Origin of the sequence: Pandoraea cepalis (assembly GCF_902459665.1) — a bacterium.
Taxonomy (GTDB): Bacteria; Pseudomonadota; Gammaproteobacteria; order Burkholderiales; family Burkholderiaceae; genus Pandoraea; species Pandoraea cepalis.
Map to the genome: position 1 here is coordinate 60,286 of NZ_CABPSL010000002.1, position 25,338 is coordinate 85,623.

Annotated in this window: 22 protein-coding genes and 1 tRNA gene; 14 read left to right on the forward strand and 9 right to left on the reverse strand. The window is 64.7% G+C overall.

The window, feature by feature from the left end; translation table 11 throughout:
- Window positions 1-270: 270 nt before the first annotated feature.
- The 7 genes from PCE31106_RS04715 (at window position 271) to PCE31106_RS04745 (ending at window position 6,728) form a co-directional block, all read left to right on the forward strand.
- Window positions 271-1,446: an ABC transporter substrate-binding protein gene (locus PCE31106_RS04715; RefSeq protein WP_017232538.1), complete on the forward strand. Its 1,176-nt coding sequence runs from the start codon at window positions 271-273 to the stop codon at window positions 1,444-1,446.
- Window positions 1,447-1,467: 21 nt separating this feature from the next.
- Window positions 1,468-2,550, forward strand: coding sequence for an ABC transporter ATP-binding protein (locus PCE31106_RS04720; protein WP_017232539.1), 1,083 nt, complete (start codon window positions 1,468-1,470; stop codon window positions 2,548-2,550).
- Window positions 2,547-3,431 carry an ABC transporter permease gene (locus tag PCE31106_RS04725; RefSeq protein WP_150562559.1) on the forward strand — a complete coding sequence of 295 codons (885 nt, stop codon included), beginning with the start codon at window positions 2,547-2,549 and terminating at the stop codon, window positions 3,429-3,431. Before PCE31106_RS04720 ends, PCE31106_RS04725 begins: the two co-directional genes overlap by 4 nt.
- A 110-nt stretch (window positions 3,432-3,541) precedes the next feature.
- A complete protein-coding gene (locus PCE31106_RS04730) occupies window positions 3,542-4,384 on the forward strand; it encodes an ABC transporter permease (protein WP_254440928.1) in 843 nt (280 codons plus the stop codon).
- A gap of 216 nt (window positions 4,385-4,600) precedes the next feature.
- Window positions 4,601-4,993: a COG4315 family predicted lipoprotein gene (locus tag PCE31106_RS04735; RefSeq protein WP_017232542.1), complete on the forward strand. Its 393-nt coding sequence runs from the start codon at window positions 4,601-4,603 to the stop codon at window positions 4,991-4,993.
- 176 nt (window positions 4,994-5,169) lie between these two features.
- On the forward strand, window positions 5,170-5,733 hold the full coding sequence (locus PCE31106_RS04740; RefSeq protein WP_150562561.1) for an RNA polymerase sigma factor: 564 nt from the start codon (window positions 5,170-5,172) through the stop codon (window positions 5,731-5,733).
- The gene (locus PCE31106_RS04745) at window positions 5,733-6,728 is read left to right on the forward strand and encodes an anti-sigma factor (RefSeq protein ID WP_174974961.1); all 996 of its coding nucleotides are present in this window, start codon (window positions 5,733-5,735) and stop codon (window positions 6,726-6,728) included. The genes PCE31106_RS04740 and PCE31106_RS04745 overlap by 1 nt, the downstream gene beginning before the upstream one ends.
- Before the next feature lie 102 nt (window positions 6,729-6,830).
- On the opposite strand, the gene PCE31106_RS04750 is transcribed toward PCE31106_RS04745, so the two are convergent.
- Together PCE31106_RS04750 and kdgD are read right to left on the reverse strand one after the other, a co-directional pair.
- On the reverse strand, window positions 6,831-8,405 hold the full coding sequence (locus PCE31106_RS04750) for an aldehyde dehydrogenase (NADP(+)) (RefSeq protein WP_150562562.1): 1,575 nt from the start codon (window positions 8,403-8,405) through the stop codon (window positions 6,831-6,833).
- Between the two features lie 11 nt (window positions 8,406-8,416).
- A complete protein-coding gene (kdgD, locus tag PCE31106_RS04755) occupies window positions 8,417-9,328 on the reverse strand; it encodes a 5-dehydro-4-deoxyglucarate dehydratase (RefSeq protein WP_017232956.1) in 912 nt (303 codons plus the stop codon).
- A gap of 386 nt (window positions 9,329-9,714) precedes the next feature.
- Between kdgD and garD the strand changes: the two genes are divergently transcribed.
- Window positions 9,715-11,322: a galactarate dehydratase gene (gene garD / locus PCE31106_RS04760; RefSeq protein WP_150562726.1), complete on the forward strand. Its 1,608-nt coding sequence runs from the start codon at window positions 9,715-9,717 to the stop codon at window positions 11,320-11,322.
- A 14-nt stretch (window positions 11,323-11,336) separates the two neighbouring features.
- On the opposite strand, the gene PCE31106_RS04765 is transcribed toward garD, so the two are convergent.
- Complete coding sequence (locus tag PCE31106_RS04765) at window positions 11,337-11,813, reverse strand: nitrate reductase associated protein (protein WP_017232958.1); 477 nt, start codon at window positions 11,811-11,813, stop codon at window positions 11,337-11,339.
- 552 nt (window positions 11,814-12,365) lie between these two features.
- Between PCE31106_RS04765 and PCE31106_RS04770 the strand changes: the two genes are divergently transcribed.
- The 3 genes from PCE31106_RS04770 (at window position 12,366) to PCE31106_RS04780 (ending at window position 14,572) form a co-directional block, all read left to right on the forward strand.
- Window positions 12,366-12,599 (forward strand): hypothetical protein, encoded by a 234-nt coding sequence (locus PCE31106_RS04770; RefSeq protein ID WP_157211399.1) that lies wholly within the window; start codon window positions 12,366-12,368, stop codon window positions 12,597-12,599.
- Window positions 12,596-13,576: a hypothetical protein gene (locus PCE31106_RS04775; protein WP_150562563.1), complete on the forward strand. Its 981-nt coding sequence runs from the start codon at window positions 12,596-12,598 to the stop codon at window positions 13,574-13,576. Before PCE31106_RS04770 ends, PCE31106_RS04775 begins: the two co-directional genes overlap by 4 nt.
- A 102-nt stretch (window positions 13,577-13,678) precedes the next feature.
- Window positions 13,679-14,572, forward strand: coding sequence for a DMT family transporter (locus PCE31106_RS04780; RefSeq protein WP_150562564.1), 894 nt, complete (start codon window positions 13,679-13,681; stop codon window positions 14,570-14,572).
- Window positions 14,573-14,619: 47 nt separating this feature from the next.
- Here the strand turns inward: PCE31106_RS04780 and PCE31106_RS04785 are convergent, their stop codons facing one another.
- From PCE31106_RS04785 to PCE31106_RS04800, 4 genes are all read right to left on the reverse strand, one after another.
- Window positions 14,620-15,447: a DUF4088 family protein gene (locus PCE31106_RS04785; protein WP_150562565.1), complete on the reverse strand. Its 828-nt coding sequence runs from the start codon at window positions 15,445-15,447 to the stop codon at window positions 14,620-14,622.
- Between the two features lie 432 nt (window positions 15,448-15,879).
- Window positions 15,880-16,863 (reverse strand): L-histidine N(alpha)-methyltransferase, encoded by a 984-nt coding sequence (egtD, locus tag PCE31106_RS04790; RefSeq protein WP_150562566.1) that lies wholly within the window; start codon window positions 16,861-16,863, stop codon window positions 15,880-15,882.
- A complete protein-coding gene (gene egtB, locus PCE31106_RS04795; RefSeq protein ID WP_150562567.1) occupies window positions 16,863-18,086 on the reverse strand; it encodes an ergothioneine biosynthesis protein EgtB in 1,224 nt (407 codons plus the stop codon). The genes egtD and egtB overlap by 1 nt, the downstream gene beginning before the upstream one ends.
- Before the next feature lie 86 nt (window positions 18,087-18,172).
- Window positions 18,173-18,376, reverse strand: a complete 204-nt coding sequence (locus tag PCE31106_RS04800) for a hypothetical protein (protein WP_017232965.1) — start codon at window positions 18,374-18,376, stop codon at window positions 18,173-18,175.
- Window positions 18,377-18,466: 90 nt separating this feature from the next.
- Between PCE31106_RS04800 and PCE31106_RS04805 the strand changes: the two genes are divergently transcribed.
- Window positions 18,467-18,551 (forward strand) — tRNA-Leu (locus PCE31106_RS04805).
- A 268-nt stretch (window positions 18,552-18,819) separates the two neighbouring features.
- Here PCE31106_RS04805 and PCE31106_RS04810 read toward each other — a convergent pair.
- Entirely contained in the window at window positions 18,820-19,431 is a 612-nt protein-coding gene (locus PCE31106_RS04810) for a DUF2239 family protein (protein WP_150562568.1), read from the reverse strand.
- A gap of 296 nt (window positions 19,432-19,727) precedes the next feature.
- On the opposite strand from PCE31106_RS04810, the gene PCE31106_RS04815 reads away from it, so the two are divergent.
- Window positions 19,728-20,594: a crotonase/enoyl-CoA hydratase family protein gene (locus PCE31106_RS04815; RefSeq protein WP_026131768.1), complete on the forward strand. Its 867-nt coding sequence runs from the start codon at window positions 19,728-19,730 to the stop codon at window positions 20,592-20,594.
- Window positions 20,595-20,634: 40 nt separating this feature from the next.
- Here the strand turns inward: PCE31106_RS04815 and pdeR are convergent, their stop codons facing one another.
- Window positions 20,635-22,638 (reverse strand): cyclic di-GMP phosphodiesterase, encoded by a 2,004-nt coding sequence (gene pdeR / locus PCE31106_RS04820; RefSeq protein WP_150562569.1) that lies wholly within the window; start codon window positions 22,636-22,638, stop codon window positions 20,635-20,637.
- 513 nt (window positions 22,639-23,151) lie between these two features.
- Here pdeR and katG point away from each other — a divergent pair.
- Window positions 23,152-25,326 carry a catalase/peroxidase HPI gene (gene katG, locus PCE31106_RS04825; protein WP_150562570.1) on the forward strand — a complete coding sequence of 725 codons (2,175 nt, stop codon included), beginning with the start codon at window positions 23,152-23,154 and terminating at the stop codon, window positions 25,324-25,326.
- Window positions 25,327-25,338: the final 12 nt, after the last annotated feature.

Sequence of the window (25,338 nt, forward strand, 5' to 3'; positions counted from 1 at the left end):
CGGAAACGCAAATTGCGTTTTGTGGACTACTTTTACGTCATCGTATGACTGGCCGTAATTTAGGTGACGGATGGGACGTCTCTCTATCGGTGAAATCCCTGATGTGTATCGAAATATCCCACTAAAATCCCCGGAATTTCGACAAATAATCAATCGAATAGGAATCTCTTAGGGAAATCTCTGAGATGTTCTGACGTGTCTCCTGATTGCAAATTCACCTTTCAAGTCATATGATGACTTACGAGAAATTCAACACGAAGAGGAGACAGCATGACCTTCAGCCGCAGAGGATTCTGGCAACGCACGCTTGGCGCACTGGCATGTGCGACCGTATTGGGAAGCATCGCGAGTACCGCAACCGCTGCGCCGGTCGCGCTGAACATTGTCGACGTGGCGGGTAACCTCGCCCTCACGCAGAAGGGCTTCGAGGCCTTCCGCGACAAGTACCCGGATCTTGTTTCCAAGATCACGTTTACCAACGCGCCCGCTCCACAACTGCCCGGCAAGATCAAGGCCATGCAAGCGGCGGGGCGTTCCGACATCGACATCGTGCTCACCGGTACCGATGCGCTTGCCGCCGGTATTCAGCAAAACCTCTGGCAGCGTCTGCTGCCTGACGACAGCGCCAAGCTGCCGGGCGTACTCGACAAGTACTCGCCTAACGTGCGCGCGATGCAGGAACTCTCAAAGGGCTACGGTATTACCGTGACGTATAGCCCGGGAGGACCACTCATTGAATACAACCCGGCCAAGGTCAGTCATCCGCCGAAGACAGCCGCCGAGCTGCTCTCGTGGTGCAAGGCCAATCCGGGAAAGCTGATTTATGCACGTCCGGCCAACTCGGGCCCGGGCCGCGCATTCCTCATGGGGTTGCCGTATCTGCTGGGCGACAAGGACCCGCACGATCCGATCAAGGGCTGGGACAAGACGTGGGCGTTCCTGAAGGAACTCGACTCGTGCATTCCCTATTACCCGGGCGGCACGTCGGCGGTGATGAAGGAACTGGGTGAGGGCAGTCGCGACATGACCGTGACCATGACGGGTTGGGACATCAACCCGCGCGCCTTGGGCATCGTGCCGGCAAGCTTCAAGGTGCAGGCCTTCGACAAGTTCACGTGGGTCAATGATGCGCATTACATCGTCGTGCCCAAGGGCGTTGCCAAAGAGAAGATGGAAGTCATTCTCAAGCTGATCAACTTCATGCTCGAGCCTGCGCAACAGGCGCTCGCCTACGACGACGGCTACTTCTACCCGGGCCCCGCCGTGAAGGATGTGCCGTTGTCCGCCGCGCCGGCGAAGAGCCAGGAAGTGATTGCGAAGTATGGCCGTGCGGAATACGCGAAGCTCATCGCCGACTTCCCGCATGCCGTGCCGCTCGATGCGACCGCAATGGTCGCCGCATTCCAGAAATGGGATGCCGAGATCGGCGCGCGCAAATCGAAGTGACCGGAGTGATCGGAGTCGTCCATGAAGCACAACTTTCAACACCTGCGCCTCGACAACGTTGCGCGCGCTTTCACCAACGCGGAAGGTCAGTCCGTGGCCGCCTTGAACGGCCTGGACCTGACCATCGAGCGCGGCGAATTCATCGCGCTGCTGGGGCCGTCGGGATGCGGTAAATCCACCGCGCTCAACTGTATTGCCGGACTGACGCCGCTGACCGGCGGCGCCATCTGGCTGGACGACGAGCGTATTGACGTGCTGCCAAGCGAGAAGCGCGGCTTCGGCATGGTCTTTCAGAACTACGCGCTGTTTCCGCACATGAGCGTGCTCGATAACGTGGGCTTCGGCCTGCGCATGCGCGGCATGCCGCGTGCGGAGATCGAGAAGCGGGCCCGTGCGGCCTTGCAACTCGTGCAGCTCGTGGGGCACGAGCGCAAGCTGCCGGGCCAGCTCTCCGGCGGGCAGCAGCAGCGCGTGGCCATCGCTCGCGCCATCGTGATCGAGCCGCCCGTCGTGCTGATGGACGAGCCGCTCTCGAACCTCGATGCGAAGTTGCGCATCGAGATGCGCGCCGAGATTCGCCGCATTCACGGCGAACTCGACCGCGCCACGATCTACGTGACGCACGATCAGGACGAAGCGCTCTCGATGGCCGATCGCATCGTGGTGATGAAGGAAGGCGTCGTGCAGCAGATCGGTGTGCCGCGCGATGTTTATTGCCGTCCGCGCAATCTGCATGTGGCGCGCTTCATGGGCTATCGCAACGTGTTCGACGTGTCGATCACGTCGGCGCAGGGCGATCGCGCCCGTGTGTCGAGCGGTGGTGCGTCGTTCGACGGCGTGCTCATGGAGTCGCCCGGCAGCGAGGGCAAGGTCAGCGTGGCGATTCGTCCCGACGATTTCGAGCGTGCACAGGCCGCCAATGACAACGCGTTCGATACGGTCGTGGAGACCGTCGAATACGGTGGCCGAGATTCGTTGTTGCGGGTGGCGTCGCCCTTTGGTCCGTTGTATGCGCGCCTGCCCGGCGACTATGCCGTGGGTGAGCGCGTGCCACTTTGCGTGCCGGTCGAGCGCACGCTCGTCTACGCCGGAGAGCGCGCATGAGTGCCGCCGCGTCCTCCCCGTCGCTCACGCCGGCCGCGCGCTTCGACGGCCGTGGCTGGCTCGTGGCCCCGGCGCTCGTGTGCCTGCTCGCGATGTTCGTGTACCCGTTCGCCTACGGCCTGTTCCTGTCCTTCCAGCCGATGGAGGGCGGCGTCTTCGCGAACTACGTGAAGTTCTTCACCGACCCGACGCTGTGGCCGACGGTGCTCATCACGCTTAAGCTCGCCGTGCCGGCCACGTTGATCAACGTCGGCGCGTCGATTCCGGCGGCGTTCGCGCTGCGCAAGAGCACGCGTGCGTCGAAGTTCGTGACGATGCTGCTCGTTGTGCCCGTCACGCTCGGCACGGTGCTGATCGCCGACGGCATGCTGACGTACTATGGACCGAACGGCTGGTTCCCGCAGGCATTGCATGCGCTGCATCTCTACAGCGACGAAGTCCGCCTGACGCACAACTATTGGGGCGTGTTGATCTCGCTGGTGATTTCCGGTTTCCCGTTCGCGTTCCTGCTGATTCTGTCGTACGTAACGGGTATCGATCCGACGCTCGCGCGTGCGGCCGGCACGCTTGGCGCCGGGCCGTGGCAACAGTTCCGGCTGATCTATTTGCCGCTGCTGGTGCCGGGATTGACGATGGCGGCGTGCCTGTCGTTCGTGCAGGCGTTCTCGGTGTTCCCGTCGGCGGTGCTGCTCGGAGTGCCGGCCGGGGCCACACGCGTGGTGTCGATCGCAGCGTATGAAGCCGCGTTCGAGAGCTACGACTACTCGCTGGCGTCGTGCGTGGCGATCGTGATGGGCTTCGTGCAGTTGCTGATCGTGGCAGGGATGCTCGGCGCGCGCCGGGCCTTCTATAGCGGTCCGACCACGGGAGGCAAGGGATGAGCGCCACCAACAAGCATTTGGCCGGAACCCTGGCCGCGCAAAACGGAGATTTCATGACCACGCCTTCGCCCGTGAGTTCGCTGGCGGCTGCCCCCACGACCCGACGCAAGATGCGCCGTGAAGGACCGGGCTCGCGTCTGTGGCGTGTGCTGGTGTGGGGCGCGATGATCTTCTTCCTCGTGAACGTGGGGTTGATGATCGCCACCGTCACGATGAACTCGCTGGCCACCCGCTGGTTTGGCACGCCGCTGCCGCAAGGCTTCACGCTGCATTGGTACGCACAGGCATGGCGCGATTTCCAGCTTGCCGATGTGTTGTGGGTCACCATGGAGGTCGTGGGTGCGGTCGTGCTGCTGTCGATTGCGCTGGGCGTGCCTGCGGCGTATGCGCTGGCGCGTGCGCAGTTCCCCGGCAAGAAGCTCGCGATGCTGGTGTTCCTGCTGCCGTTGATGGTGCCGCCGGTCACCTACGGCATCCCGATGGCGACGGTGCTCTACAAAGTCGGGCTGGGGGGCACGCTCGCGGGGGTGATTCTCGCGAACCTCGTGCCGTCGCTGCCGTTCGTGATTCTCGTGATGACGCCGTTCATCGAGCAGATCGATCCGAATCTCGAAGCCGCCGCGCGCATCTTCGGGGCCGACACGCTGAAGTATTTCCGCTACGTGTTGCTGCCGCTGCTGGTGCCGGGGATTCTCGCGGCCGGGTTGCTGGTGCTCGTACGCACCATCGGCATGTTCGAGCTGACGTTCTTCACGGCGGGTCCCGACACGCAGACGCTCGTCGTCGCGCTGTACTACGCGGTGTTCTCGACCGGTGTGCGGGCGCCGCAGTCGATCGACGCCATGGCCATGATCTACATGGCGATCACGCTGTTGTGGGTGCTCATCGCGCTGCAATTCGTGAGTCCGACGCAGCTCGTGAGCCGCGTCAAGGAAGCGCCGAAGGGCGAGTAGGTCGCAGGGGTGCCGCCGTCGCCTTGGGAGGGTCCGGGGGGATGTGCGGCACTTGCCGCTTCCGCTGCCATGGCATTGCCGTCCCCCGCTGTTCTCTCCTTCGCTCCGCGCTGCATTGCGGCGCACAAAAAAATCGCTGACATCGGACGGAATAAAGCGTCGCGACCGGACGTTCTGAGAGTGTCGTCCCCGACATTTCATTCAGGAGCCAATGTCATGAACCAACGTCAATCGATGTCCTCCGTTCTCACCGCACTCGTGGCGGCCGCCGGCCTGTTCGCCGCTGCCGCTGCCCATGCCGAAGCCCCGCTCAAGGCGATGGGCGGCATGATGGTCGATAGCCAGAACCGTACCGTCTACACGTTCGACAAAGATGTGGCCGGCAGCGGCAAGAGCACCTGTAACGGCCCGTGCGCCGATGCCTGGCCGCCCGTGATGGCCGCGCCCGGAGCGAAGGCCGAGGGCGATTACACCGTCGTGACGCGCGACGACGGCACGATGCAATGGGCTTACAAGGGCAAGCCGATGTATCGCTTCTCGAAGGACACCGCCCAGGGCGACATGAAGGGCAACGGCTTCAAGGACGTGTGGCACGTGGTCAAGCCCTGAGCGGGAGCGCACGCAGATCCGACGGGGAGTGCAGGGTGTTGGCGGTCTGGCCGGCCACGCGACGTAGTGCAAAGTCGCGGCGGCTCAGTATAATTTCGCGGCAAGCGTCGGCGGTCGTCGCCGGCGCTGCTTCGGACTGGCTTGACGCCAGGCACCCTCCGCCAGGACATTTGCCGATGACCGGTCAGGATTTGCCCAGCTTGCTCCCTGGCTTGCTGCCGCGCCTCTGGGCGTTCGCCCTGCGCATTACGGGCGATCGCCACGATGCCGAGGATCTCGTGCAACGTGCCTGCCTGCACGCGCTTGAGCGCGTGCATCAGTGGCAGCCGGGCACCTCGGCGTTGAGCTGGATGTACCGCATCGTGCACACCACGTGGATCAACGAGATCCGTGCGCGTCGTGTCCGCTCGCGCGGCAGCCTGGCCTGGGACGATGCCGACGTCGAGGCGATTCCCGATCTTCAGGCGTCCACGCCCGAAGACCTGGCCAGTTACCACCAGGTGTTCGGCGCCGTCGACCGTCTGCCCGAAGCGCAGCGGCTCGTGGTGCTGCTCGTCGCCGTCGAAGGGCTGAGCTACCAGGAGGCCGCGCTGGTGCTCGACGTGCCCATCGGTACGGTCATGAGCCGCTTGTCTCGCGCACGCCGAACCGTCGGCGACCAGTTCCGTCCATCCAGGGGGCAACCCCGCCGTGCCGACAACGTCGGCCCTGACGCCGGCGCACGTGAGGAGGATGCGTGATGAACGAAGACGATATCCGCCTGCTCGCGTACGTCGACGACACACTTCCCGCTGCCGAGCGGGCCGAGGTCGAAGCGGCCATCGGCGCGTCGCCCGAATTGGCCGACGCGGTCGAGGCGTTGCGCGCGTCGCGCCTGCCGTATCGGGAGACGTTCGCCGCACAAGTGATCCCGCCCGTGCCTGCCAGCCTGAGCGCCCATCTCGATGCATTGCTGCGTGCGCATGCGCAGCGGCAGACGCCGACGCCGCAAGACGGTGCCGATGCCACGAAGCCGTTGAGCTCGGCGTCGCCCGTCGCGTCCGTATCCGTCGATGCATCCCTTGGTCCGCCCGCGGCGAACGATGCGCCCGCCGCCCGCCGCGTGCGCGCGGGGTGGCTGCTCGCTGCATTTGCCGCTGGCGTAGCGGTCACCGCCATCACCTTGCCGTGGTTGCCGGGCGCGCTGAACCGCTTGGGCGCGGGGGGCGGGGGACTCATGACGGCTTCGGTAACGGCGCCGCCGAAGTCGCCGCAAGGCACGACGTGGGTGCGCGCGGCCGCCGAATACCAGCAGCTCTATGTGCGCGACACGATCGCGTCCGTACGGGTGGACGATGGCGACATCGCACGCACCGTCAGCGATATTCGGCACGACGACAAGCTCGATATCAGCGTTCCCGACCTGCGTGCACAGGGGCTGACGTTCAAGGGCGTGCAACGCCTGCGCTGGCAGGATCGAACGCTGGTGCAGATGGTGTACCTGCCGGAGACGGGCGACCCCGTCGCCCTGTGCGTGGTGCGCGACCCGCGTCCGGATCAGGACGTGGCGGAGCAGAAGATCGACCGGATGGGCGTGGTGACGTGGCGCAAGGGACAGATCGGCTACGCGCTGATCGGTGCGCCGGGTTCGATCAATCTGAAGGCGGTGGCGAAGGGGCTGGCGCAGGGACAGGTCACGCCACTGTATGGTCTGGTGACGCCGCCGGCGCTTGCGCGAGGGGATGTGGCGTCGTAGCCGCGACCGCTGCCCTGTATCCAAGACAAAACGCCCTCGGATCGAAATCCGAAGGCGTTTGTCGTTGCGGCAATGTCGTTCGCTACGTGTTGAGCCTGCGTGTCATGCCTGCGACATCTCACCGTCGCGAAGTCGCCACAGGCCGAGCGGATTGGCTTCCTGCAGGGCTTCGGGCAACAGCGTGTCGGGCAGATCCTGATAGCAGACCGGACGCAGGAACCGATCGATGGCCGTGGCGCCCACCGACGTGAACATGGCGTTCGACGTCGCCGGGAACGGACCGCCGTGGACCATCGCATGACACACCTCGACGCCGGTCGGGAAGCCGTTGGCGAGAATGCGTCCGGCGCGACGCTCCAGACTCGGCAGCAAGCGGCGCGCTGCCTCGGTATCGCCGGCGTCGAGTTGCAGCGTCGCTGTGAGCTGTCCTTCCAGACGCTCGGTGATCGCGATCATCTCTTCGACGGTATCGCAGGCAATCACGACCGATGCCGGGCCGAAGACTTCCTCATGCAGTGCCGGCGTAGCGAGGAATTCGGCGGCACTCGTGCGGAAGAGCGCGGCCTGGCCCTGGCATGCCCCCCCCGCCTGACCGCGCGCGAGCAGCGTCACGTTCGGTTCGTCGACCAGTCGCGTCACACCCTTGTCGTACGCCTGATGAATGCCCGGCGTCAGCATCGTGCCGGCGGCTTTCGCACCGAGCGCTTCAGTAGCCGTGCGGCAGAAGCGCTCGAGCGCGTCGCCCGCGATGCCCAGCACCATCCCCGGGTTGGTGCAGAACTGACCGACGCCCATCGTGAGCGAGTCGACGAAACCCTTGGCGATCGCTTCGCCGCGCGCGTTCAGCGCCTCAGGCAGCAAATACACCGGATTGATACTGCTCATTTCGGCATAGACCGGAATCGGTACGGCACGCGACTGCGCAATGCGCTGCAGCGCGAGGCCGCCGGTGCGCGAACCGGTAAAGCCCACGGCGGCAATCGCCGGATGCGCGACGAGCGCCTCGCCCACGGCGCGTTCGCCCACGAGCAGCGATAACACCCCTTCCGGCAGGCCAAGTGCCTGCACCGCTGAGCGGATGGCGCGCGCCACGAGTTCCGACGTTCCCAGGTGTGCCGAATGTGCCTTGACGATCACCGGGCAACCCGCGGCAAACGCTGATGCCGTGTCGCCGCCCGCCACCGAAAACGCCAGCGGGAAGTTGCTCGCGCCGAACACGGCCACGGGACCGAGACCGATCTTGGCCAGACGCAAGTCGCTGCGCGGCAGCGGCTCGCGCGCCGGCTGCGCCGGGTCGACGGTGGCGTCGAGGAAGTGGCCGTCACGCACCACGCGGGCGAACATGCGCAGTTGGCCAACAGTGCGCCCACGCTCGCCTTGCAGGCGGGCGGCAGGCAGTCCGGTCTCGGCGTGAGCACGCTCGATGAGCGCGTCGCCCAGATCGAGAATGGCCTGTGCGACGGCCTCCAGGAACTCGGCCCGCTTGGCGAGCGGCAACGCGCGGAACGGGTCGAACGCGGCGCGAGCCAGCGCGCAAGCGCGTTCGACGTCTTGCGCGTTGCCCGCGCCGAACGCCGGCGTCAGCCGCTCGCCGCGCGACGGGTCGAACGCTTCGAGCGTTCCCGCGCTGCCCCGCACGTCGGCGTGGCCGATCAACATCTCACCGGTAATTTGCATGCGTGGGCTCCTTAGCCTTCAACCTTCTTGATCAGCGCGTCGAGCATCTCGAGTTCGTTCGGCAGCAGGTCGGTCAGCGGCGCGCGCACCGGGCCGGCATCGCGACCGACGAGCTTCGCGCCCGCCTTGACGATACTCACGGCGTAGCCCGCGCGGCGGTTGCGGATTTCCAGGTACGGCAGGAAGAACGTGTCGAGCAGGCGGCCGATCGTGGCCTCATCGTTCTCGCACACGGCGTGATAGAACGCCATGGCCGTCTTCGGAATGAAGTTGAAGACCGCCGACGAGTACACCGGCACGCCCAGCGCGCGGTAGGCGGCGGCATAGACTTCGGCCGTCGGCAGGCCACCCAGATAGGAGAAGCGGTCGCCCATGCGGCGACGGATCTGCACCATGCGTTCGATATCGCCCACGCCGTCCTTGAAGCCGATCAGGTTCGGGCACGTCTCGGCGAGACGCTCGAGTTGGTCGGCGCCGAGCTTCGAATTGGCACGGTTGTAGACGATCACGCCGATGTTGACCGAACGGCAGACCTGTTCGACGTGAGCGGCGATCCCGTCCAGGCTCGCTTCGGTCAGGTAGTGGGGCATGAGCAGCACGCCCTTGGCGCCAAGACGCTCGGCTTCCTGAGCGTATTCGATAGCCAGACGCGTCGGGCCGCCGGCGCCTGCCAGAATCGGCACTTTGCCTGCGCAGGTGTCGACGGCCGTCTTGATCACGGCGCTGTAATCGCGCGGGGTAAGCGAGAAGAATTCGCCTGTGCCGCCCGCCGCGAAGAGCGCCGTCGCACCGAACGGCGCCAGCCACTCAAGTCGGGCCGCGTAACCACGCGCATTGAAGTCGCCGTTCGCGTCGAAGTCGGTGACGGGGAAAGACAACAAGCCGTCGGAGACGATCTGCTTGAGTTCTTGAGGTGCGGTCATGTCAAGAGTTCCTGTCGGCCACGGGGCCGGTTTCGATAAGGAAGAAAGAAGCTCAACCAGCGCTCGGCGCTGAGTTATATGTCATCGTATAACATGTAACGAAATCGAACAAGAGGCTGTTGGAAAGAATGGCAGTGGGATTAACCCGTACAAAGCATGGAAGGGGGATTTCCCCGATTTATCCGGCAGACTTGAGGGGTACGCACAGCGCAAATCTAGATGTATGATGACACATGAGTGGCTGCATGCGCGACGACGTCGAAATTCGACGCCGTTATGCGCGCTGGCCGAGAGAGTCTCTAGCGTCGATGGTGTATCGCATGTGTGAACCCGTGCAGGCGCCGCATCTCATCGGAAAACAGGAAGGAGTGAGCAACATGGCATCAATGACGGACGCGGGGCGCACGGACGCCGCGGGTGAAGCCGGGTCTGGGACGAAGGACGTGCCGCGCTATATCCGGATGCAACCGGACGACAATGTCGCCATTGTCGTGAACGACGGCGGTTTGCCCGCCGGTCGCCGGTTTGCCGACGGGCTCACGCTCGTGGACGCCGTGCCCCAGGGGCATAAGGTCGCGCTGAGCGATCTGGCCGAAGGCGCGCCGGTGATTCGCTACGGTGTGGTGATCGGCTATGCGGCGCGCGCGCTGCCCGCGGGCAGCTGGGTCAACGAGCGCAATCTGGTCATGCCCGAGGCACCTTCGCTGGATCGCCTGCCGATCAGCACGCGGGTGCCCGCGTCACTGCCGCCGCTCGAGGGCTTCACGTTCCAGGGCTATCGCAACGCCGACGGCTCGGTCGGTACCCGCAACATTCTGGCGATCACGACCACGGTGCAGTGCGTGGCCGGCGTGGTCGAATTTGCCGTCAAGCGGATCAAGGAGACGTTGCTGCCTCAGTATCCGAACGTCGACGACGTTGTCGGGCTGGAACACACCTACGGCTGCGGCGTGGCCATCGATGCGCCGGACGCCGACGTGCCGATCCGCACGCTGCGCAACATCTCCACGAACCCGAATTTCGGCGGCGAAGTGATGGTCGTGAGTCTCGGTTGCGAGAAGCTTCAGCCCGAGCGCCTCTTGCCGGCGGGCAGTATTCCGATCGGCAGCGCCAATGCGGATGGCAAGCCCGATACCGTCTGTCTGCAAGACGACGCGCACGTTGGCTTCCTGTCGATGATCGATTCGATCCTGGCAACGGCGCGCACCCATCTGGAGCGGCTCAATGCGCGCCAGCGCGAGACGGTGCCGGCGTCGGAGCTGGTGGTGGGCGTGCAGTGCGGCGGCAGCGACGCGTTCTCCGGGGTGACGGCGAACCCGGCGGTGGGCTTCGCCACGGATTTGCTCGTGCGAGCGGGCGCGACGGTCATGTTTTCCGAAGTCACCGAGGTGCGCGACGGGATCGATCAACTCACCTCACGCGCGGCGACCCCGGAAGTGGCCGACGCGATGATTCGCGAGATGGCCTGGTACGACGCCTATCTCGAGCGCGGCCGTGTCGACCGCAGCGCCAACACCACGCCGGGTAACAAGCGCGGCGGGTTGTCGAACATCGTGGAAAAGGCGATGGGGTCGATCGTGAAGTCCGGCACGGGGCCGATTCACGGCGTGATCGCGCCGGGGGCCAAGCTCGATCGCTCGCGCCAGCGCGGGCTGATTTACGCCGCCACGCCAGCGAGCGATTTCATCTGCGGCACGCTGCAACTCGCGGCGGGAATCAACATGCACGTCTTCACGACCGGACGCGGCACGCCTTACGGGCTGGCCGAGGTGCCCGTCGTCAAGGTGGCGACGCGCTCCGATCTGGCCCGTCGATGGCATGACCTGATGGATGTCGACGCCGGGCGCATCGCCACGGGCGAAGCCACCATCGAAGACGTCGGCTGGCAGCTCTTTCACCTGATGCTCGCCGTGGCGAGCGGCGAGAAGACCTGGGCGGAACGCTGGGGCCTGCACAACGCGCTCGTCCTCTTCAACCCGGCGCCCGTGACCTGACCCGGGGGCGCACTTCAGAGATCGGCTGGCGTTTGCGCCAGCCCGAACTCGAGCATGGCCGGGACAAAGCAATGATTGAGCGTGTCGCGCCGCGAGAGCTTCGCGAGCACATAGCGACGGAACGGCGTGAGCGTGGCCCAGTCGCCCACCGCGGGCGGCAGCAGATCGGCCAGTTCGCACTGCTTGAGCAGTCCCGGCGGCAACGCGTTCGTATCCTGCCAGGCGGTCGGCGCAGGGTCGACGCTGCGCGCTACCGCTTGCCCGAGATACTGGCTCGCCATCTCGTCGAGACGCGCGGCAAAGTCCTCGTCGCCGGGCCTGCATGAGGCCAGCGCCTCGCGCGCAGCTTCGGGCAAGCGTTGCCAGTCGGCCAACGATAGATGTTGACCGTTGCGATCCAGATTGAAGCGAATCGCCATCGTGATGAATGTCAGGTTCTCGCAGGCTTCGATCTCGAAAACGAAGATCGGCAGACGCTGATAAAGATGCATGAGAGTCACTCCCCGGGGCGCAGCATCGAAAACAATCATGGTACTTCAAGAGGGCGCACTCTCGTGCGCTGCGCTGTGTCGCCCGCGTCGCTACGAGGAAGGCGTGCCGGCGGAACGTCGTATTCCGACATCAATCCCCTAGGTTCTTGGGAAAAGTCTTGAATTTGAGTGTTTGAGCGACGTTGTCCGCATTTGCCGTTCACGATGGCGACCGACGTCGAATCGTCGTCATCCCTCGGGGCGCGGACGGTCGTTCACGCCGCCCCCGCGGGGAGGCCGGAGGGCTATGGAGCGACGTGGTTTGCGCACTTCTAGAGCCTCCGTTCTTTTTCGTATCCCTAAGGGATTCCTATGGTAGATGTTTGGCCCGCAGGCGCCTGCGTTCATGCCCGGCATGGCATGCGCGGCTTGCGCGGCAGTCTTGCACGAGGCGCGGGCGTCCGCGCCATCCGATTTTTGAAAGGAGCCGACATGCCGTCCAATGCGCCGCCGTCACCGTTTCCTTTTCTTCCCGTCGTCCTGGAGTCGCCCGTCGGGGCGCAAGGTCGCGCGATGTCTTCGCCCGACGGGACCGCCTGCATGCCTGAGCCGGCGTCACGTCGGCTGGCGCGCGGCGCGCCGGACACGCCGCGTGGCAAAGGGCGAACCCCGCCTCGCCGTCGTTTGGGCGCCGTGCAGAACGTGCCGGGCCTGTCGCTGGGCGATGGGGGCGCGACGCTCCGCGTGGAGGTCGTCAGGCGTATCGATCCCGCGGGGGTGGCGCTGCTGGGGGCGATCGTCCGATGAGTGCCCCGATCGCGTCACCGGTCGCCACGCCTCTGCCCGCCGCGCCGGTCGCGTTGGCGGCGTACGACACGGCGGTATGGGTCATCGCGTCGCCGCATGCGCGATGGACGGTCGAGGCGCAGGCCGTCGTCGTGTCGTCGCACGAGGTGTCGTGCACGTTGCACGGCGCGCTTGCCGAAACCGCGATGTGGCTGGATCGTATGCGGCACGGTGTGCTGCTCGCCGAGGCGCCGTTGCCGGGCACCTGGCTCGCGATGCTGGTCGACGAAGCGCTGGTGCAGGTGTTGCCCGCCACGCAGGGCAGTATCGTGCCGGCGTTCGGGCGCATTTGCGACGATTGGGTGCGCGGCATTTTCGCCGCGCCATTCTGGACCCGCTTCCTGGCAGGCGAATCGAGCGACGTCCAGGTGCTGGCGTTTCTCGCGCAGCACTACCATCGCGCGGCGGGGGCGGATGTGCACAATCGCATGGCGGTCGAGCGCTGCACCGACGCGGCGCTGCGACCGATGCTGTTGCGCCAGTATCGCGAGCAGCGCGGACAGGCGACGATGCTTGCCGCCGGCCTCCTTCGCTGTGGCCCGGCGGCCCGCACCTTCCTCGACAGCGGTGCGTTCGATGCGACGCACGCGCTCATCGACTTCATCATTGGCGCGGCGGGCGACATGCCCGTCTACGTGGGGTGTTGCGCGCTCAGTCAGGCGCCGGCAGCAGTGCGTGCGGCCAGCGAGATCGAGGCGCAGTTCGACGCGCTCGCGCAGCGGTATCCGTCGGCTGCCGAAGGGTTCGCGGCCGTCGGAGCGCACGCGCGGCAAGACGCGAGTGTCTGCGGCGGGACCTCGTTGCTCGCGCAATGGGTGGAGGAGGCGGGCGAGCCCGATGCGGCGTCGCGCTTGCGCATGCTGCGCGGGGCGCACGGTGTGGCGGCGGCCTATCGGGTCATGTTCGACACGTTGCATCGTCTGGACGACGATATCTGAGGTCGGCGCGCGGGCCATGCCCCCGAATGGGGCATGCGACTCGTATAATGGCGTCCGAACGGCGGGGGGCGGTGGTGCCTGCGAGCCGTCTGCCCCCTGACCATGACAACCCAACTCGCCTACCTTGCCGCGCTCGGTGCCGCCCTTTGCTGGGCCTTCAGCGGCATGATCGCCATTACGCCCGTGCGCCGGGCCGGTTCCTTCCCATTCAATTACGCCCGCATGCTGCTCGTCTTCGCGATGCTGCTCATCGCGGTGGCGGTGCAGCGTGGCTGGCCGTCGCTTACGCTGGAACAGTGGCTGCGACTCACGGCGTCGGGGCTGATCGGCATTCTCGTGGGCGACACGATTCTCTATACGTCGCTCGGCCGTCTCGGGCCCCGCCGCAACTCCATCATCTTCGCGACGAACGCCCCGATGACCGCCGTGCTCGGCTATGTTTGGCTCGGCGAGGCACTGGGCTGGCGTGCGGTGATCGGGGTGGCGCTGGTCACGACGGGCGTGGCACTCGCCGTCGCGTTCGGTGGCCGGCGCGAGGATGCTCATCACTGGGAGTCCGTGCGTGGCGATGTGCGCGTGGGCGTCGCCATCGGCCTGGTGGCGGCGCTGTGTCACTCCGTGGGAACGCTCATCGCCAAACCGGTCATGGCCGCCGGCGTCGATCCGGTGAGCGCGTCGGCGGTGCGTGTGGGGGTGTCGGCGCTCGGACTGACGATACTCGCCGCGCGGCGCGGGCGTGACCTCTTCTCGGCCTTCACGCCGGGCACGCTCGCGCTCACGGCGGCGTCGGGCTTCGTCGGCGTGGCCGTCGGCATGACGCTGCTGCTCTACGGCATGGGGCACGGCAACACCGGCGTCATTGCGACGCTCTCGGCGACCACGCCCGTCGTGGTGTTGCCGCTGATGTGGATTCGCACCCGGCAGCGTCCGGCGGCAGGCGCCTGGTGGGGGGCGTTGATCGCGAGCGCGGGCGTCGCGTTGATCTTCAACCGGTGAGCGGAGACGGGCGGCAACACGGGGGCCGCTCAGGTGCCGCCTCGCGCTCAGCGCGTGAGGGGCGGTTGCAGGGGGTCGGAATGCTGACGCGATGCGTCGGTCGTCATGCCGGACGGCGGTGCTTGCGGCGCAACGGCCGGGCGAGGCAGGTCCGGCGTCAACAAACGCCGCAGCCAGGCCGCAAGCCGCTCGAAGATGCCTGGATCGTCGTTGAACAACTCGGGGCGCAGGACTCGCAGGTAGTCGAGAATCTGTTCGGCCTCCTGAGCACCAACCGACCCGTAGATCACTGCCAGATCGAGGAGTGCACGCAGTTCGCCGAGTCGCTCGCGCGCTTGCAGTGAGCGGGCCGTTTCCACGCTGCGCTTGGCGTCGAACACGCGCTCGCGCAGCACGGAGGCGGCGCGCCACGCGGGCGTCTGCAACGACGCTTCCAAGGCGCGGAGGTCTTGGGCAGAGCTGACGATCTGTCCCGCGAGCGATTCCACGATGCGTTCCTCGCCCTTCGCTTCGCGCACGATACCTTCGGCCCAGCGGCTCGCCTGACGCGACATGTCCTCGCGCGTCCATTCGGGGCGAGAGACGAAATAAAAACCGTGTTGACGCGCCTGGTTCAGGATGATCGAGACGACGTCCGGGAACTGCTTGTCGAACGTGCGCTTGGCCCACGCGTAATGCCCCCCGGCGAGCAATTGTGCGACGGCGGCTTCGGTGAGCGGAACGGTGCTGTCGAGCAGGCGGGCGCGCAGGAAGTCGTCGAAGGGCGGTGGCGTGAAGTGACGGTCGACGGCGGCGGAGATGCGCACGAACGCGTCGAAGTCTTTCTTCAGATCCGCCAGCGCGATGTCGGAGAGGGTTAGCGAAATGCGGCTCATCGTGACCGACCCCAAGGCGCCGTCGCGACGACGCAAAGCCGACGCGCGAGCGAGTGCGCGTTAGCCAGTCGAGTGTCTGTGCCAGTGCCGCGAGCCGCAGGTGTTACTGCCGAAGCTCGTGCCACGTGCATCCCCATTGCGCGTGAAGTCATGTGCAGCGATACGTGTCAACGGTGCGCCGCGGTCATGGCCGCGCGCTGTGAAGATGGCCCTTGAGGGGACACAGGCGGACGTCCCGGCGTGTCGGATCCCATGGCGTTTATGGCGGCAATGCTAGCCTAATCCTGGCCAGCGATCCCCGCGTCTCCACCGTCTCCCCAGGAAATTCACATTTCGCATGGCGGACAGCAGGCGTCTGCATGCATCAACGGCATGGTGACGTCAAAACTTTAGCGATAAGGGCCGGATTTTTTGCGCGGCGTCGTGCGCGGGTCAGCTTCCCGCCGCGGGGCGCAGCAGATAGACGGCGAAGCGCGCGCGGGCATCGAGCCAGACGCGCTCGACATCCCACCCCGCGGAGCTCGCCAGGGCGCGGAACTCCGTCTGACCGTACTTGTACGAGTTCTCGGTGTGAATGGACTCGCCTGTCATGAAGTCGAAGCGATGGCCCAGCACGCTCGCGCGGAAAGGGCGCTGGGCGACGAGATGCATTTCGATCCGACTGGCGGCGGCGTTGAAGCGGGCTTCGTGACGGAACGCGTCGAGCGGCAGGTCGCCGTCGAGTTCGCGGTTGATGCGCGTGAGCACGTTCAGATTGAACTGCGCGGTGACGCCGCGCGCGTCGTCGTAGGCGGGCAGCAGCACGGCGGCGTCCTTGCAGGCATCCACGCCGACGACCATCCGGCGGCGCGGGCCGAGCATCTTGCCGACGTGGGCAAGAAAGGCGGCGGCCTGTCCGGGCGCGAAATTGCCGATCGTCGAGCCGGGAAAGAAGCCCAGGCGCGGCCCTTGCGTGGTCTGCAACTGCGGCGGCAGGCGAAACGGCCGGGTGAAGTCGGCGCGCACCGGCAACATGGGGATGCCCGGGCAGCGGCGGGCCAGCGTGGCGACGGCGTCGTCGAGGAAGTCGTCGGCGATGTCGACGGGCACATAGGCGCGCGGTGTGACCAGCGCGTCGAGCAGCAGCGGCGTCTTGCGACTCGAGCCGCTGCCGAACTCGACGACGACGGCGTCCGGGCCAATGACGTCGGCAATCGCGGCGGCGCATTCGCCGAGCAGCACCGTTTCGGTGCGTGTCTGGTAATACTCGTCGAGGCCGGTGATCGCTTCGAATAGTTCGCTGCCGAGCCGGTCGTAAAGCCAGATGCTGGGCAGCGACTTGGGCGTGTGGCCGAGACCGGCGAGCACGTCCGCCGCGAACGCATTTTCCGGCAGCGACGGACAAACGAACGGCGTGGCTTGGGGGGCTTGCGACATCAACGATCCTCCGCGAGCCTCAGGCCGCAGAACTGCCAGCGCTGATGCGGGTAAAAGAAGTTGCGATACGTGGCGCGCGCATGTCCCGGCGGCGTGGCGAGCGAGCCGCCGCGCAGCACGAATTGTCCGCACATGAATTTGCCGTTGTATTCGCCGACGGCCCCCGCCGCCGGTCGGAATCCCGGATAGGCGACGTAAGGGCTGGCCGTCCATTGCCATACCGGGCCGAAGCGTTGCGCCATGGCGGGTTGCGAAGCGGGCGACACGGTTGCCGCGACCTCCCACTCGTGTTCGGTCGGCAGACGCTTGCCGGCCCATCGCGCGAAGGCGTCGGCTTCGAAATAGCTTACGTGCCGCACGGGCGCGTCGTCGTCGATCGGTTGCATGCCGGCGAGCGTCATCGACTGCCATTCGCCGTTGTGCAACTCCCAGTACAGCGGATGTCCCCACCCTTCGCGTTGCACCGTCGCCCAACCGTCGGACAACCAGAGTCCCGCCCTGCGATAGCCGCCGTCGTCGATAAACGCGCGCCACTCCCCGTTCGTCACCACGCGCGAGGCGATCGCGAAGGGGCGGAGCAAGATGTCGTGGGCAGGGGTTTCGCAGTCGAACGCAAAGGGTCCGCTCGATTCGCTCTCGTGCCCGACGCGATGCTGGCCGCCGCTGTGGGCAATCCATTGCAGCGGCCCGGCGATGTCGCCGGCGCAGGCCGGTTGGCGATGCGCGGGACGCAACGGATTTTGCGCGAACAGATGCAGCAAGTCGGTGTGCATCAGCTCCTGGTGCTGTTCCTCGTGATGCAGGCCGAGGGTGACGAGCGCGTGAACGTCGGGCGGGAGATCGGCATGCAGCAGGCGCTCGTGCATGGCGGCGTCGACATGGCGCCGATAGCGCAGCACGTCATCGAGCGTGGGGCGAGAGAGCAAGCCGCGTTGCGGGCGCGGATGGCGCGGGCCGGCGGCTTCGTAATATGAATTGAAGAGATAGGCGAAGCGCGGATCGTAGGGGCGGTAGCGGCTGCCCGACGGGGCGCCGGACTCGCTCAGCAAGAAGGTTTCGAAGAACCATGTGGTGTGCGCGAGATGCCACTTGATGGGGCTGGCGTCGGGCATCGACTGCACGGTGGCGTCGGCGTCGGAGAGGTCTTGCGCAAAGGCGACCGAGGCGGCGCGCACGGCATCGTAGCGCGCCACGGCTTGCGACGTACAACAGGGGAGGGCCATGGGGACACGCCGTGTTGTGAAACGTGCTGCCTATTGTAGACCCGTTGCTTGCCCCTCGTGTGTCACCGGGCATCGCGTCGGCGAGGTCACGACTGCCCGTTGCCGGTGGGGCCGTGGAGTTCGTGTTCGAGACGCACGACTTCCTGCGCGACGAGTGCGATGGCGTTGCGAATTTCCATGAGCGCGGTGTAGAGCGCTTGCGCGTTCTGGGGAGATTGCAGGGCGAGGTCGCGGGCGGCGGCTTCGATGGCGTCCAGCGACAGGGCGATGCGGTCGAGATTCTCCAGCATGGGCGATCTCCGATGGCGCGCGCAGCGCGTGCGTAGCCCTATGATACCCAACTGACGTATCTCGGTGGGGATGTTAGAATGCGTGCCCTTGCCGGGGTGATGAAATTGGTAAACATAGCGGACTTAAAATCCGCCGCCTTCGGGCTTACCGGTTCAAGTCCGGTCCCCGGCACCAGTCATGCATCCGTTTCGCTGAAAGCGCAGACCGCGTTGGACGTTTCCGCAATCGTCCGGGGTCTGCCACAGGCGGGCGCCCCTCGAAGTCACTCCCATTGTCTTTTGCCGTGGCCTACCGTCGCGGCACGACACCCAGCTCCTCGTTTCCGGCCCATCGTTCCCGTCACCCGCCGCGTGACGAGGTCGCGGTCACGCGTAAGCGCTGCGATGGCGCCGGCATTCAGCGGCGTGAATTTCATCCGTGCCATCTCTGTGACCAGCGTCGCTCACGATTCGTCGCCAAAGCCCAGCGCAAACGCATGATGGCGCACGTCGGCCGGCCAGCCGGCGACCCGTTCGCCAAAACGCACACGATCGTCTGCAAACAGCGCTCGCGCCGCTTCCTCGAAGCCGGGTAGATCGCCGGCTAACGCCGACATGAAATGATAGGCGCGTTCGTGCGAGGCGCGGCGATCGTCACGTTGGGCGTGAGCGCGGCGCGCGTCTTCAACCAGCTTTCGGAGGGCGACCGATGCACCGCCCGGCTGCGCCGCGAGCCAATCCCAATGGCGTGGCAACAGCGTGACCTCACGCGCGACGACGCCGAGCTTCGGACGTCCTCGGCCGCGTGTTTCGCTCTGCGGCGCCGCGCCGTCGGTGTCGTTGCCGTAGGGCGCATCGGATACCGCCTGCGTGAAGCGCGCGGTGATTTCGTCGTCGGTCCCGCGTGTGTCGATGTCGATCGCGCGCCCCGTCGTGTTGTCGAAAATCAGCACCGGCGTCCGGGGCGCCTTTTCCACGGCACGCTTTACCGAAAGCGCGACGGCAGCGAGCGAGCCGGAGGCAATGCACCGTTGACCCGCGAAGGCGATGTGGGAGGGAAGCGTCGAAGGTGTCATGGTATCTAGCCGGATAGTGAGAAGCGCAATTTATACCCGGATAAAAATAATGTCAATATTATCCGGGTATAAATATAACGGCGACCGTCCGGAGGGTGTCCAGAGGCTGACCGTTGTCCATCCGAGCCTGCGCAACGCGGGCTGACTTTTTTAGGTATCGAAAATTTAAAGAATCCGCATTTCTGATAGTTGTGCGCGCGCAAGAATAGCGGTGCCGTGCGGCCACTTCGGCAACGTTTCCGAATGGCTTGTCGCGACGGCATTCAACCGCAAACCACAGCTACACAGGAAAAAACATGCAACTCCAAAACCACCCGTCATGCAGGCCTTTCTACGAAGCCGGGGACATGTCGCAAATGGCCGCATTTTATGAGGAAGGCCGAAACATCATGTGGATGATGCTCCGTGCCGCCCCCCGCCCGTGTTTCAATCAGGGGCTTCTCACTGAGATCATGCACCTTGCCCGTACGGCGCGGGAATCCGGGCTGCGCATCGATTTTTGGGTCACGGGATCGCTGGTGCCCGAGCTTTTCAACGTTGGCGGAGATCTTAGCTTCTTTGTCGATGCGATCCGCTCCGGCAAGCGTGACATGCTGATGGCGTATGCGCGGTCGTGCATCGATTGCATCTGGGAGATGTACAACGGCTACGGCACCGGCGCGATCTCGATCGCGATGGTCGAAGGCAGCGCGCTTGGCGGCGGACTCGAGGCGGCGCTCGCGCATCACTTCGTGCTTGCGCAGAAAGGCGTGAAGCTCGGTTTTCCGGAGATCGCGTTCAATCTGTTCCCCGGCATGGGCGGATATTCGCTCGTCGCACGCCGAGCCGGCATGCGCGTGGCGGAGGAACTGATCAGTACCGGAGAGTCGCATGTGGCCGAGTGGTTCACGGAAAAGGGGCTTGTCGACCAGCTATTCGAGCCCGGCGACGCGTTCCTCGCGACACGCACGTTTATCGACGTGATCCGGCCTAAGCTGAATGGGATTCGCGCGCTGATCCGAGCGCGTCAACGCGTGCTGCCCCTGGATCGCTCGGAGCTGATGGACATTACCGAGGACTGGGTTCGGTCGACGTTTACGATCGAGACGAAGGATCTCGCCTATATGGAGCGACTGGTGATGATGCAGAACCGCCGCGTTTCCAAGCTCCGCACGGTATCTTGAGGCACAACGGCGGTAAAGTGATGTAGCGAATCGAGAAGGCTCAGGCGATAAGCCTGAGCTTTCTTTTTTCGATGATCCAAGCCTCGAGATCGTGTGCTGGCATCGGCTTCGCGTAGAGGTAGCCTTGCGCACGTTCGATCCCGGCCTGCCGCAGGAATGCCGCCTGGGCGTCGGTCTCGACCCCTTCCGCCACCACCGAAAACCCCAGCGCCTTGGCCAACGTGAATACTGACGACACGAGCGCCTGGGCATTCGTGTCGCTGTCGACGCTGGTCACGAAACTGCGGTCGAGCTTGATCACATCGAATGGCAGGCGCGCGAGCTGCGCAAGTGACGAATAGCCGGTGCCGAAATCGTCGAGATAAATCCGTGCGCCGAGCTTTCGGAACTGCTCCATCAGACTGAGCACCCGGTCCTCGTCCTCGATGAAGCAGCTCTCGGTCAACTCGACGTCGAGCAGGCCTGGCTTCAGACCGACGCTGTCGCAGATCTCGCCGAAGTGATTTGCGACATTCAGGTCGCTCAATTGACGCGCGGACACATTGATCGATACGCGCATGTTCAGGCCCTTCGCTTGCCACTGAACGGCCTGTTTCGCTGCCGCTTCCATCACCCAGCGTCCGAGTGATCCGATCAGGCCGAATTCCTCGGCATGGCGAATGAATTCGACAGGCCCCACCAGTCCGCGCTCCGGCGATTGCCAGCGGATCAATGCCTCGACACTTTGTATGTCGCCCGTCGCGATGTCGACGAGCGGCTGATAGTGCAATACGAACTGCTTTTCCTCGAGCGCCTTGCGAAGATTGGTATCGAGCCACATGGCCTTCGCGACCTTCTGGTTCATTTCCTGCGTGAACACCCGATACGTCCGCTTTCCGGCTTCCTTCGCAACGTACATTGCCGTATCGGCGTTGCGGATGAGGGTTTCCATGGTGTCGCCATGTTGCGGATGCAGCGTGATGCCGATCGAGCAACTGGTATAGACCTCCATCACGTCCAGGCGAACCGACGTCTCGAACCGGTCGATGATCGTCTTCGCGGTGTCTTCGAGCATGGCGAGCGTTGCGTGCTCGAACAGCACCAGGAATTCGTCGCCACCGAGACGCGCGAGCGTCGCACATTCGGGCAGGCAGTTCCTGACGATCGCGGACACTTGGGTCAGTAGACGGTCGCCGGTCACATGTCCATAGTGATCGTTGACGTGCTTGAAGTTGTCGAGATCGAGAAACAGGATGCCGACCTGCCGTGGGGTGTCATCCGGGCCGCCAGCTAGCGCGGCGCGGATCATCTCGGTGACGGCATGGCGGTTCGGCAGCCCGGTCAGCACGTCGGTATTCGCAAGCTCGGTCAGGCGCTGCTGTGCGTTGCGCTCCTCGGTGATATCGACGCCCGAGCAAATCAGGAACCGCTCGTCGAGCCCGCTGCCGCTCTGCACGAACTTATTGCGAAACTGATACAGGCGCGGGCCGTTGACCGTATTGATGAAGCGCTCGACAGCGAATGGCTTGTCGTTTTCGAAGAAACCCGTGATGTTCGTGCTCGACTTCTTGCCTTGCTCTTCGGTCATGAACAGATCGAAGGCGCTCCTGCCAATGACGTCTTCCTCGCGTTTGCCCAGTACTTCTTCGGCGAGCCGATTGAAGCGCTGCAGGATGCCGTGCCGGTTGAGGACCACGACGAGCGAATTGACTTCGGAGACGACCTGCTCGGCAAAGGCAAGACCGTGCGCGAGGTCGCGCGCGACGGAGCGAGTATCCGAGTAAGCGGAGGCGGTGCCGGCCCAGGTGGTCGCATCGAGCTTTTTGCCAACCATGTGCAGGCGAAGCGGATGGCCAAACAGGGCGATCTCGAGTTCGAAGGACGAGGTGACGCCAGTCAGGCTGCGAATCGTGGCGGCCTGCGCGGCATCGAGCGCGATGCCGATGTTCGTCAAGCCGCGAACCGCGGAAAGCTCGAGCGCGTTGCTGTCGATGCCCAGGCGCCAGTATGGGCTCTGTGTGCCGAGGTGGACTTCGAGGACTTCACTGTCGTTTTCGTCATGCATGGACGAGACCCGCCTTTAAACCGCATAAGTTAGACGGCGCTCCATGACGGATGCCCATCGACGCGCCTCGCCATACGTTGCGCCATTCGCGGCAAAGCGCGATGCGCATCTGTTCTCGCCGGCTGGCGTCCCGGCTTGCGCCGACCGGGCGGTCGCATGGGGTGCATTGAACGATTACGTGTCGGTCATCTTATCAAAAGATGACTATGGGTTTCAATGTTCATACTGAACAAGTGACGTTCGCGTGCGGTCGGTGCGCTTCCCCCCTCATCGTCGGCAATAAACGGACATTATCGAACCCGAACGGCAAGCTGGTGGAAGTCGTATTTCAAACGCGCGTCAGCGAGTACTGCTTTGCTTTACCCATTGTCACGGCCCCACGTGGTGCATGACGCCTTCCCGCAGCCCCCGGAACCGCTGCCGCGCTGACCTTCGCCGAATCTGGTACTTTTTGGTATCTGCGCCCGGATGCAGATCCGATCGTCTGATTTCATGCAACGTATGGAGCGAGAAATGGAAAGCAAAAGCGCGAGTGCTTCTGGCAAGTGCCCTGTGATGCATGGCAGCGCCACGTCGGCGGGGATGTCCAGCATGGATTGGTGGCCCAAGGCGCTGAACCTTGACATCCTGCATCAGCACGACAGCAAGACCAACCCGATGGGGGCGTCGTTTCACTATCGGGACGCCGTCAAGACGCTCGACGTCGATGCGCTCAAAAAAGATCTCATGGCCCTGATGACCGACAGTCAGGACTGGTGGCCGGCGGACTGGGGGCACTACGGCGGCCTGATGATCCGCATGGCCTGGCACTCGGCGGGCACCTATCGCATCGCCGACGGGCGAGGCGGCGGCGGCACCGGCAACCAGCGATTCGCGCCGCTCAATTCCTGGCCGGACAATGCCAATCTCGACAAAGCCCGCCGTTTGCTGTGGCCGATCAAGAAGAAGTACGGCAACAAGCTGAGTTGGGCGGACCTGATCATTCTCGCCGGCACGCTGGCTTACGAATCGATGGGGTTGAAGACCTTCGGCTTCGGCTTCGGACGTGAAGATATCTGGCATCCGGAAAAGGATATCTACTGGGGATCCGAAAAGGCGTGGCTCGCGCCCACCGACAACCCGAACAGCCGCTACTCCGGCGAACGTGATCTGGAAAACCCGCTGGCGGCAGTCATGATGGGGTTGATCTATGTGAACCCGGAGGGCGTCGATGGCAAGCCCGATCCGCTGAAGACCGCCCGTGACGTGCGCGAGACCTTCGCGCGCATGGCGATGAACGACGAGGAAACGGTCGCCCTGACCGCTGGGGGCCACACCGTTGGCAAGACGCATGGCAATGGCAACGCCGCCAATCTCGGCCCGGCGCCTGAAGGTGCGGATGTCGACGCGCAGGGGCTGGGCTGGATCAACGCGGTCAGCCGTGGTGTGGGGCGCGACACGGTCACCAGTGGCATCGAAGGGGCCTGGACCACGCACCCGACGACGTGGGACGGCGGCTATTTCGATATGCTTCTCGGCCATGAGTGGGCGTTGCAGAAGTCGCCCGCCGGCGCCTGGCAGTGGGAGCCGGTCGACATCAAGGAAGACGCCATGCCTGTTGATGTCGAAGATCCGTCGATCCGCCACAAGCCGATCATGACCGACGCCGACATGGCCATGAAGATGGATCCGGCATACCGGAAAATCGCGGAACGGTTCCACCAGGATCAGGCGTATTTCTCGGAAGTCTTCGCCCGCGCATGGTTCAAGCTGACGCACCGCGATATGGGGCCGAAGTCGCGCTACCTCGGCCCGGATGTGCCCAAGGAGGACTTGATCTGGCAAGACCCGGTTCCCGCGGGCCGCAAGGACTACGACGTGGCTGCGGTGAAGGCAAAAATCGTCGCCAGCGGCCTCGGCATCGCCGATCTGGTGGCGACGGCGTGGGACAGCGCGCGCACCTTCCGAGGTTCCGACAAGCGCGGCGGCGCCAACGGCGCACGCATCCGTCTGGCACCGCAGAAGGATTGGGAAGGCAACGAGCCGGTGCGTCTGGCCAGCGTGTTGGCCGTGCTGGAGAAGATCGCGGTCGAGACGGGGGCCAGCGTGGCCGATGTGATCGTGCTGGCCGGTAACGTCGGTGTGGAGCAGGCGGCAAAGGCGGCGGGTGTTCACGTCACCGTGCCTTTTGCACCGGGGCGTGGCGATGCCACGCAAGCGCAAACCGATGTGGCGTCGTTCGACGTCCTGGAGCCTGTGGCGGATGGATTCCGCAATTGGCTGAAGCAGGCATATGTGGTGAGCCCGGAGGAACTGCTGCTCGATCGCGCCCAGTTGATGCGGCTGACGGCGTGCGAAATGACGGCCTTGATGGGCGGCATGCGCGTACTGGGCACCAACCACGCGGGCACCCGGCATGGCGTGCTTACGAACCGCGTTGGCGCATTGACGAATGATTTCTTCGTCAATCTGACCGACATGGCGAACCTCTGGAAGCCCGCGGGCAACAATCTGTACGAAATCCGCGATCGCAAGTCCGGCGAAGTGAAATGGACGGCCACGCGTGTCGATCTGGTCTTCGGCTCGAACTCGGTGCTGCGGGCCTATGCGGAGGTCTACGCACAGGACGACAATAAAGAGAAGTTTGTGCAGGACTTCGTCGCCGCCTGGACGAAGGTCATGAACGCCGATCGGTTCGACCTGGCGTAATTCCCGATGGGG

What these genes read in the sequence shown, in the direction of transcription:
- PCE31106_RS04715 (WP_017232538.1), top strand. Translation starts at nt 271, where the DNA reads ATGACCTTCAGCCGCAGAGGATTCTGGCAACGCACGCTTGGCGCACTG.
- PCE31106_RS04720 (WP_017232539.1), top strand. Translation starts at nt 1,468, where the DNA reads ATGAAGCACAACTTTCAACACCTGCGCCTCGACAACGTTGCGCGCGCT.
- PCE31106_RS04725 (WP_150562559.1), top strand. Translation starts at nt 2,547, where the DNA reads ATGAGTGCCGCCGCGTCCTCCCCGTCGCTCACGCCGGCCGCGCGCTTC.
- PCE31106_RS04730 (WP_254440928.1), top strand. Translation starts at nt 3,542, where the DNA reads ATGCGCCGTGAAGGACCGGGCTCGCGTCTGTGGCGTGTGCTGGTGTGG.
- PCE31106_RS04735 (WP_017232542.1), top strand. Translation starts at nt 4,601, where the DNA reads ATGAACCAACGTCAATCGATGTCCTCCGTTCTCACCGCACTCGTGGCG.
- PCE31106_RS04740 (WP_150562561.1), top strand. Translation starts at nt 5,170, where the DNA reads ATGACCGGTCAGGATTTGCCCAGCTTGCTCCCTGGCTTGCTGCCGCGC.
- PCE31106_RS04745 (WP_174974961.1), top strand. Translation starts at nt 5,733, where the DNA reads ATGAACGAAGACGATATCCGCCTGCTCGCGTACGTCGACGACACACTT.
- PCE31106_RS04750 (WP_150562562.1), bottom strand. Translation starts at nt 8,405, where the DNA reads ATGCAAATTACCGGTGAGATGTTGATCGGCCACGCCGACGTGCGGGGC.
- kdgD (WP_017232956.1), bottom strand. Translation starts at nt 9,328, where the DNA reads ATGACCGCACCTCAAGAACTCAAGCAGATCGTCTCCGACGGCTTGTTG.
- garD (WP_150562726.1), top strand. Translation starts at nt 9,715, where the DNA reads ATGACGGACGCGGGGCGCACGGACGCCGCGGGTGAAGCCGGGTCTGGG.
- PCE31106_RS04765 (WP_017232958.1), bottom strand. Translation starts at nt 11,813, where the DNA reads ATGCATCTTTATCAGCGTCTGCCGATCTTCGTTTTCGAGATCGAAGCC.
- PCE31106_RS04770 (WP_157211399.1), top strand. Translation starts at nt 12,366, where the DNA reads ATGTCTTCGCCCGACGGGACCGCCTGCATGCCTGAGCCGGCGTCACGT.
- PCE31106_RS04775 (WP_150562563.1), top strand. Translation starts at nt 12,596, where the DNA reads ATGAGTGCCCCGATCGCGTCACCGGTCGCCACGCCTCTGCCCGCCGCG.
- PCE31106_RS04780 (WP_150562564.1), top strand. Translation starts at nt 13,679, where the DNA reads ATGACAACCCAACTCGCCTACCTTGCCGCGCTCGGTGCCGCCCTTTGC.
- PCE31106_RS04785 (WP_150562565.1), bottom strand. Translation starts at nt 15,447, where the DNA reads ATGAGCCGCATTTCGCTAACCCTCTCCGACATCGCGCTGGCGGATCTG.
- egtD (WP_150562566.1), bottom strand. Translation starts at nt 16,863, where the DNA reads ATGTCGCAAGCCCCCCAAGCCACGCCGTTCGTTTGTCCGTCGCTGCCG.
- egtB (WP_150562567.1), bottom strand. Translation starts at nt 18,086, where the DNA reads ATGGCCCTCCCCTGTTGTACGTCGCAAGCCGTGGCGCGCTACGATGCC.
- PCE31106_RS04800 (WP_017232965.1), bottom strand. Translation starts at nt 18,376, where the DNA reads ATGCTGGAGAATCTCGACCGCATCGCCCTGTCGCTGGACGCCATCGAA.
- PCE31106_RS04810 (WP_150562568.1), bottom strand. Translation starts at nt 19,431, where the DNA reads ATGACACCTTCGACGCTTCCCTCCCACATCGCCTTCGCGGGTCAACGG.
- PCE31106_RS04815 (WP_026131768.1), top strand. Translation starts at nt 19,728, where the DNA reads ATGCAACTCCAAAACCACCCGTCATGCAGGCCTTTCTACGAAGCCGGG.
- pdeR (WP_150562569.1), bottom strand. Translation starts at nt 22,638, where the DNA reads ATGCATGACGAAAACGACAGTGAAGTCCTCGAAGTCCACCTCGGCACA.
- katG (WP_150562570.1), top strand. Translation starts at nt 23,152, where the DNA reads ATGGAAAGCAAAAGCGCGAGTGCTTCTGGCAAGTGCCCTGTGATGCAT.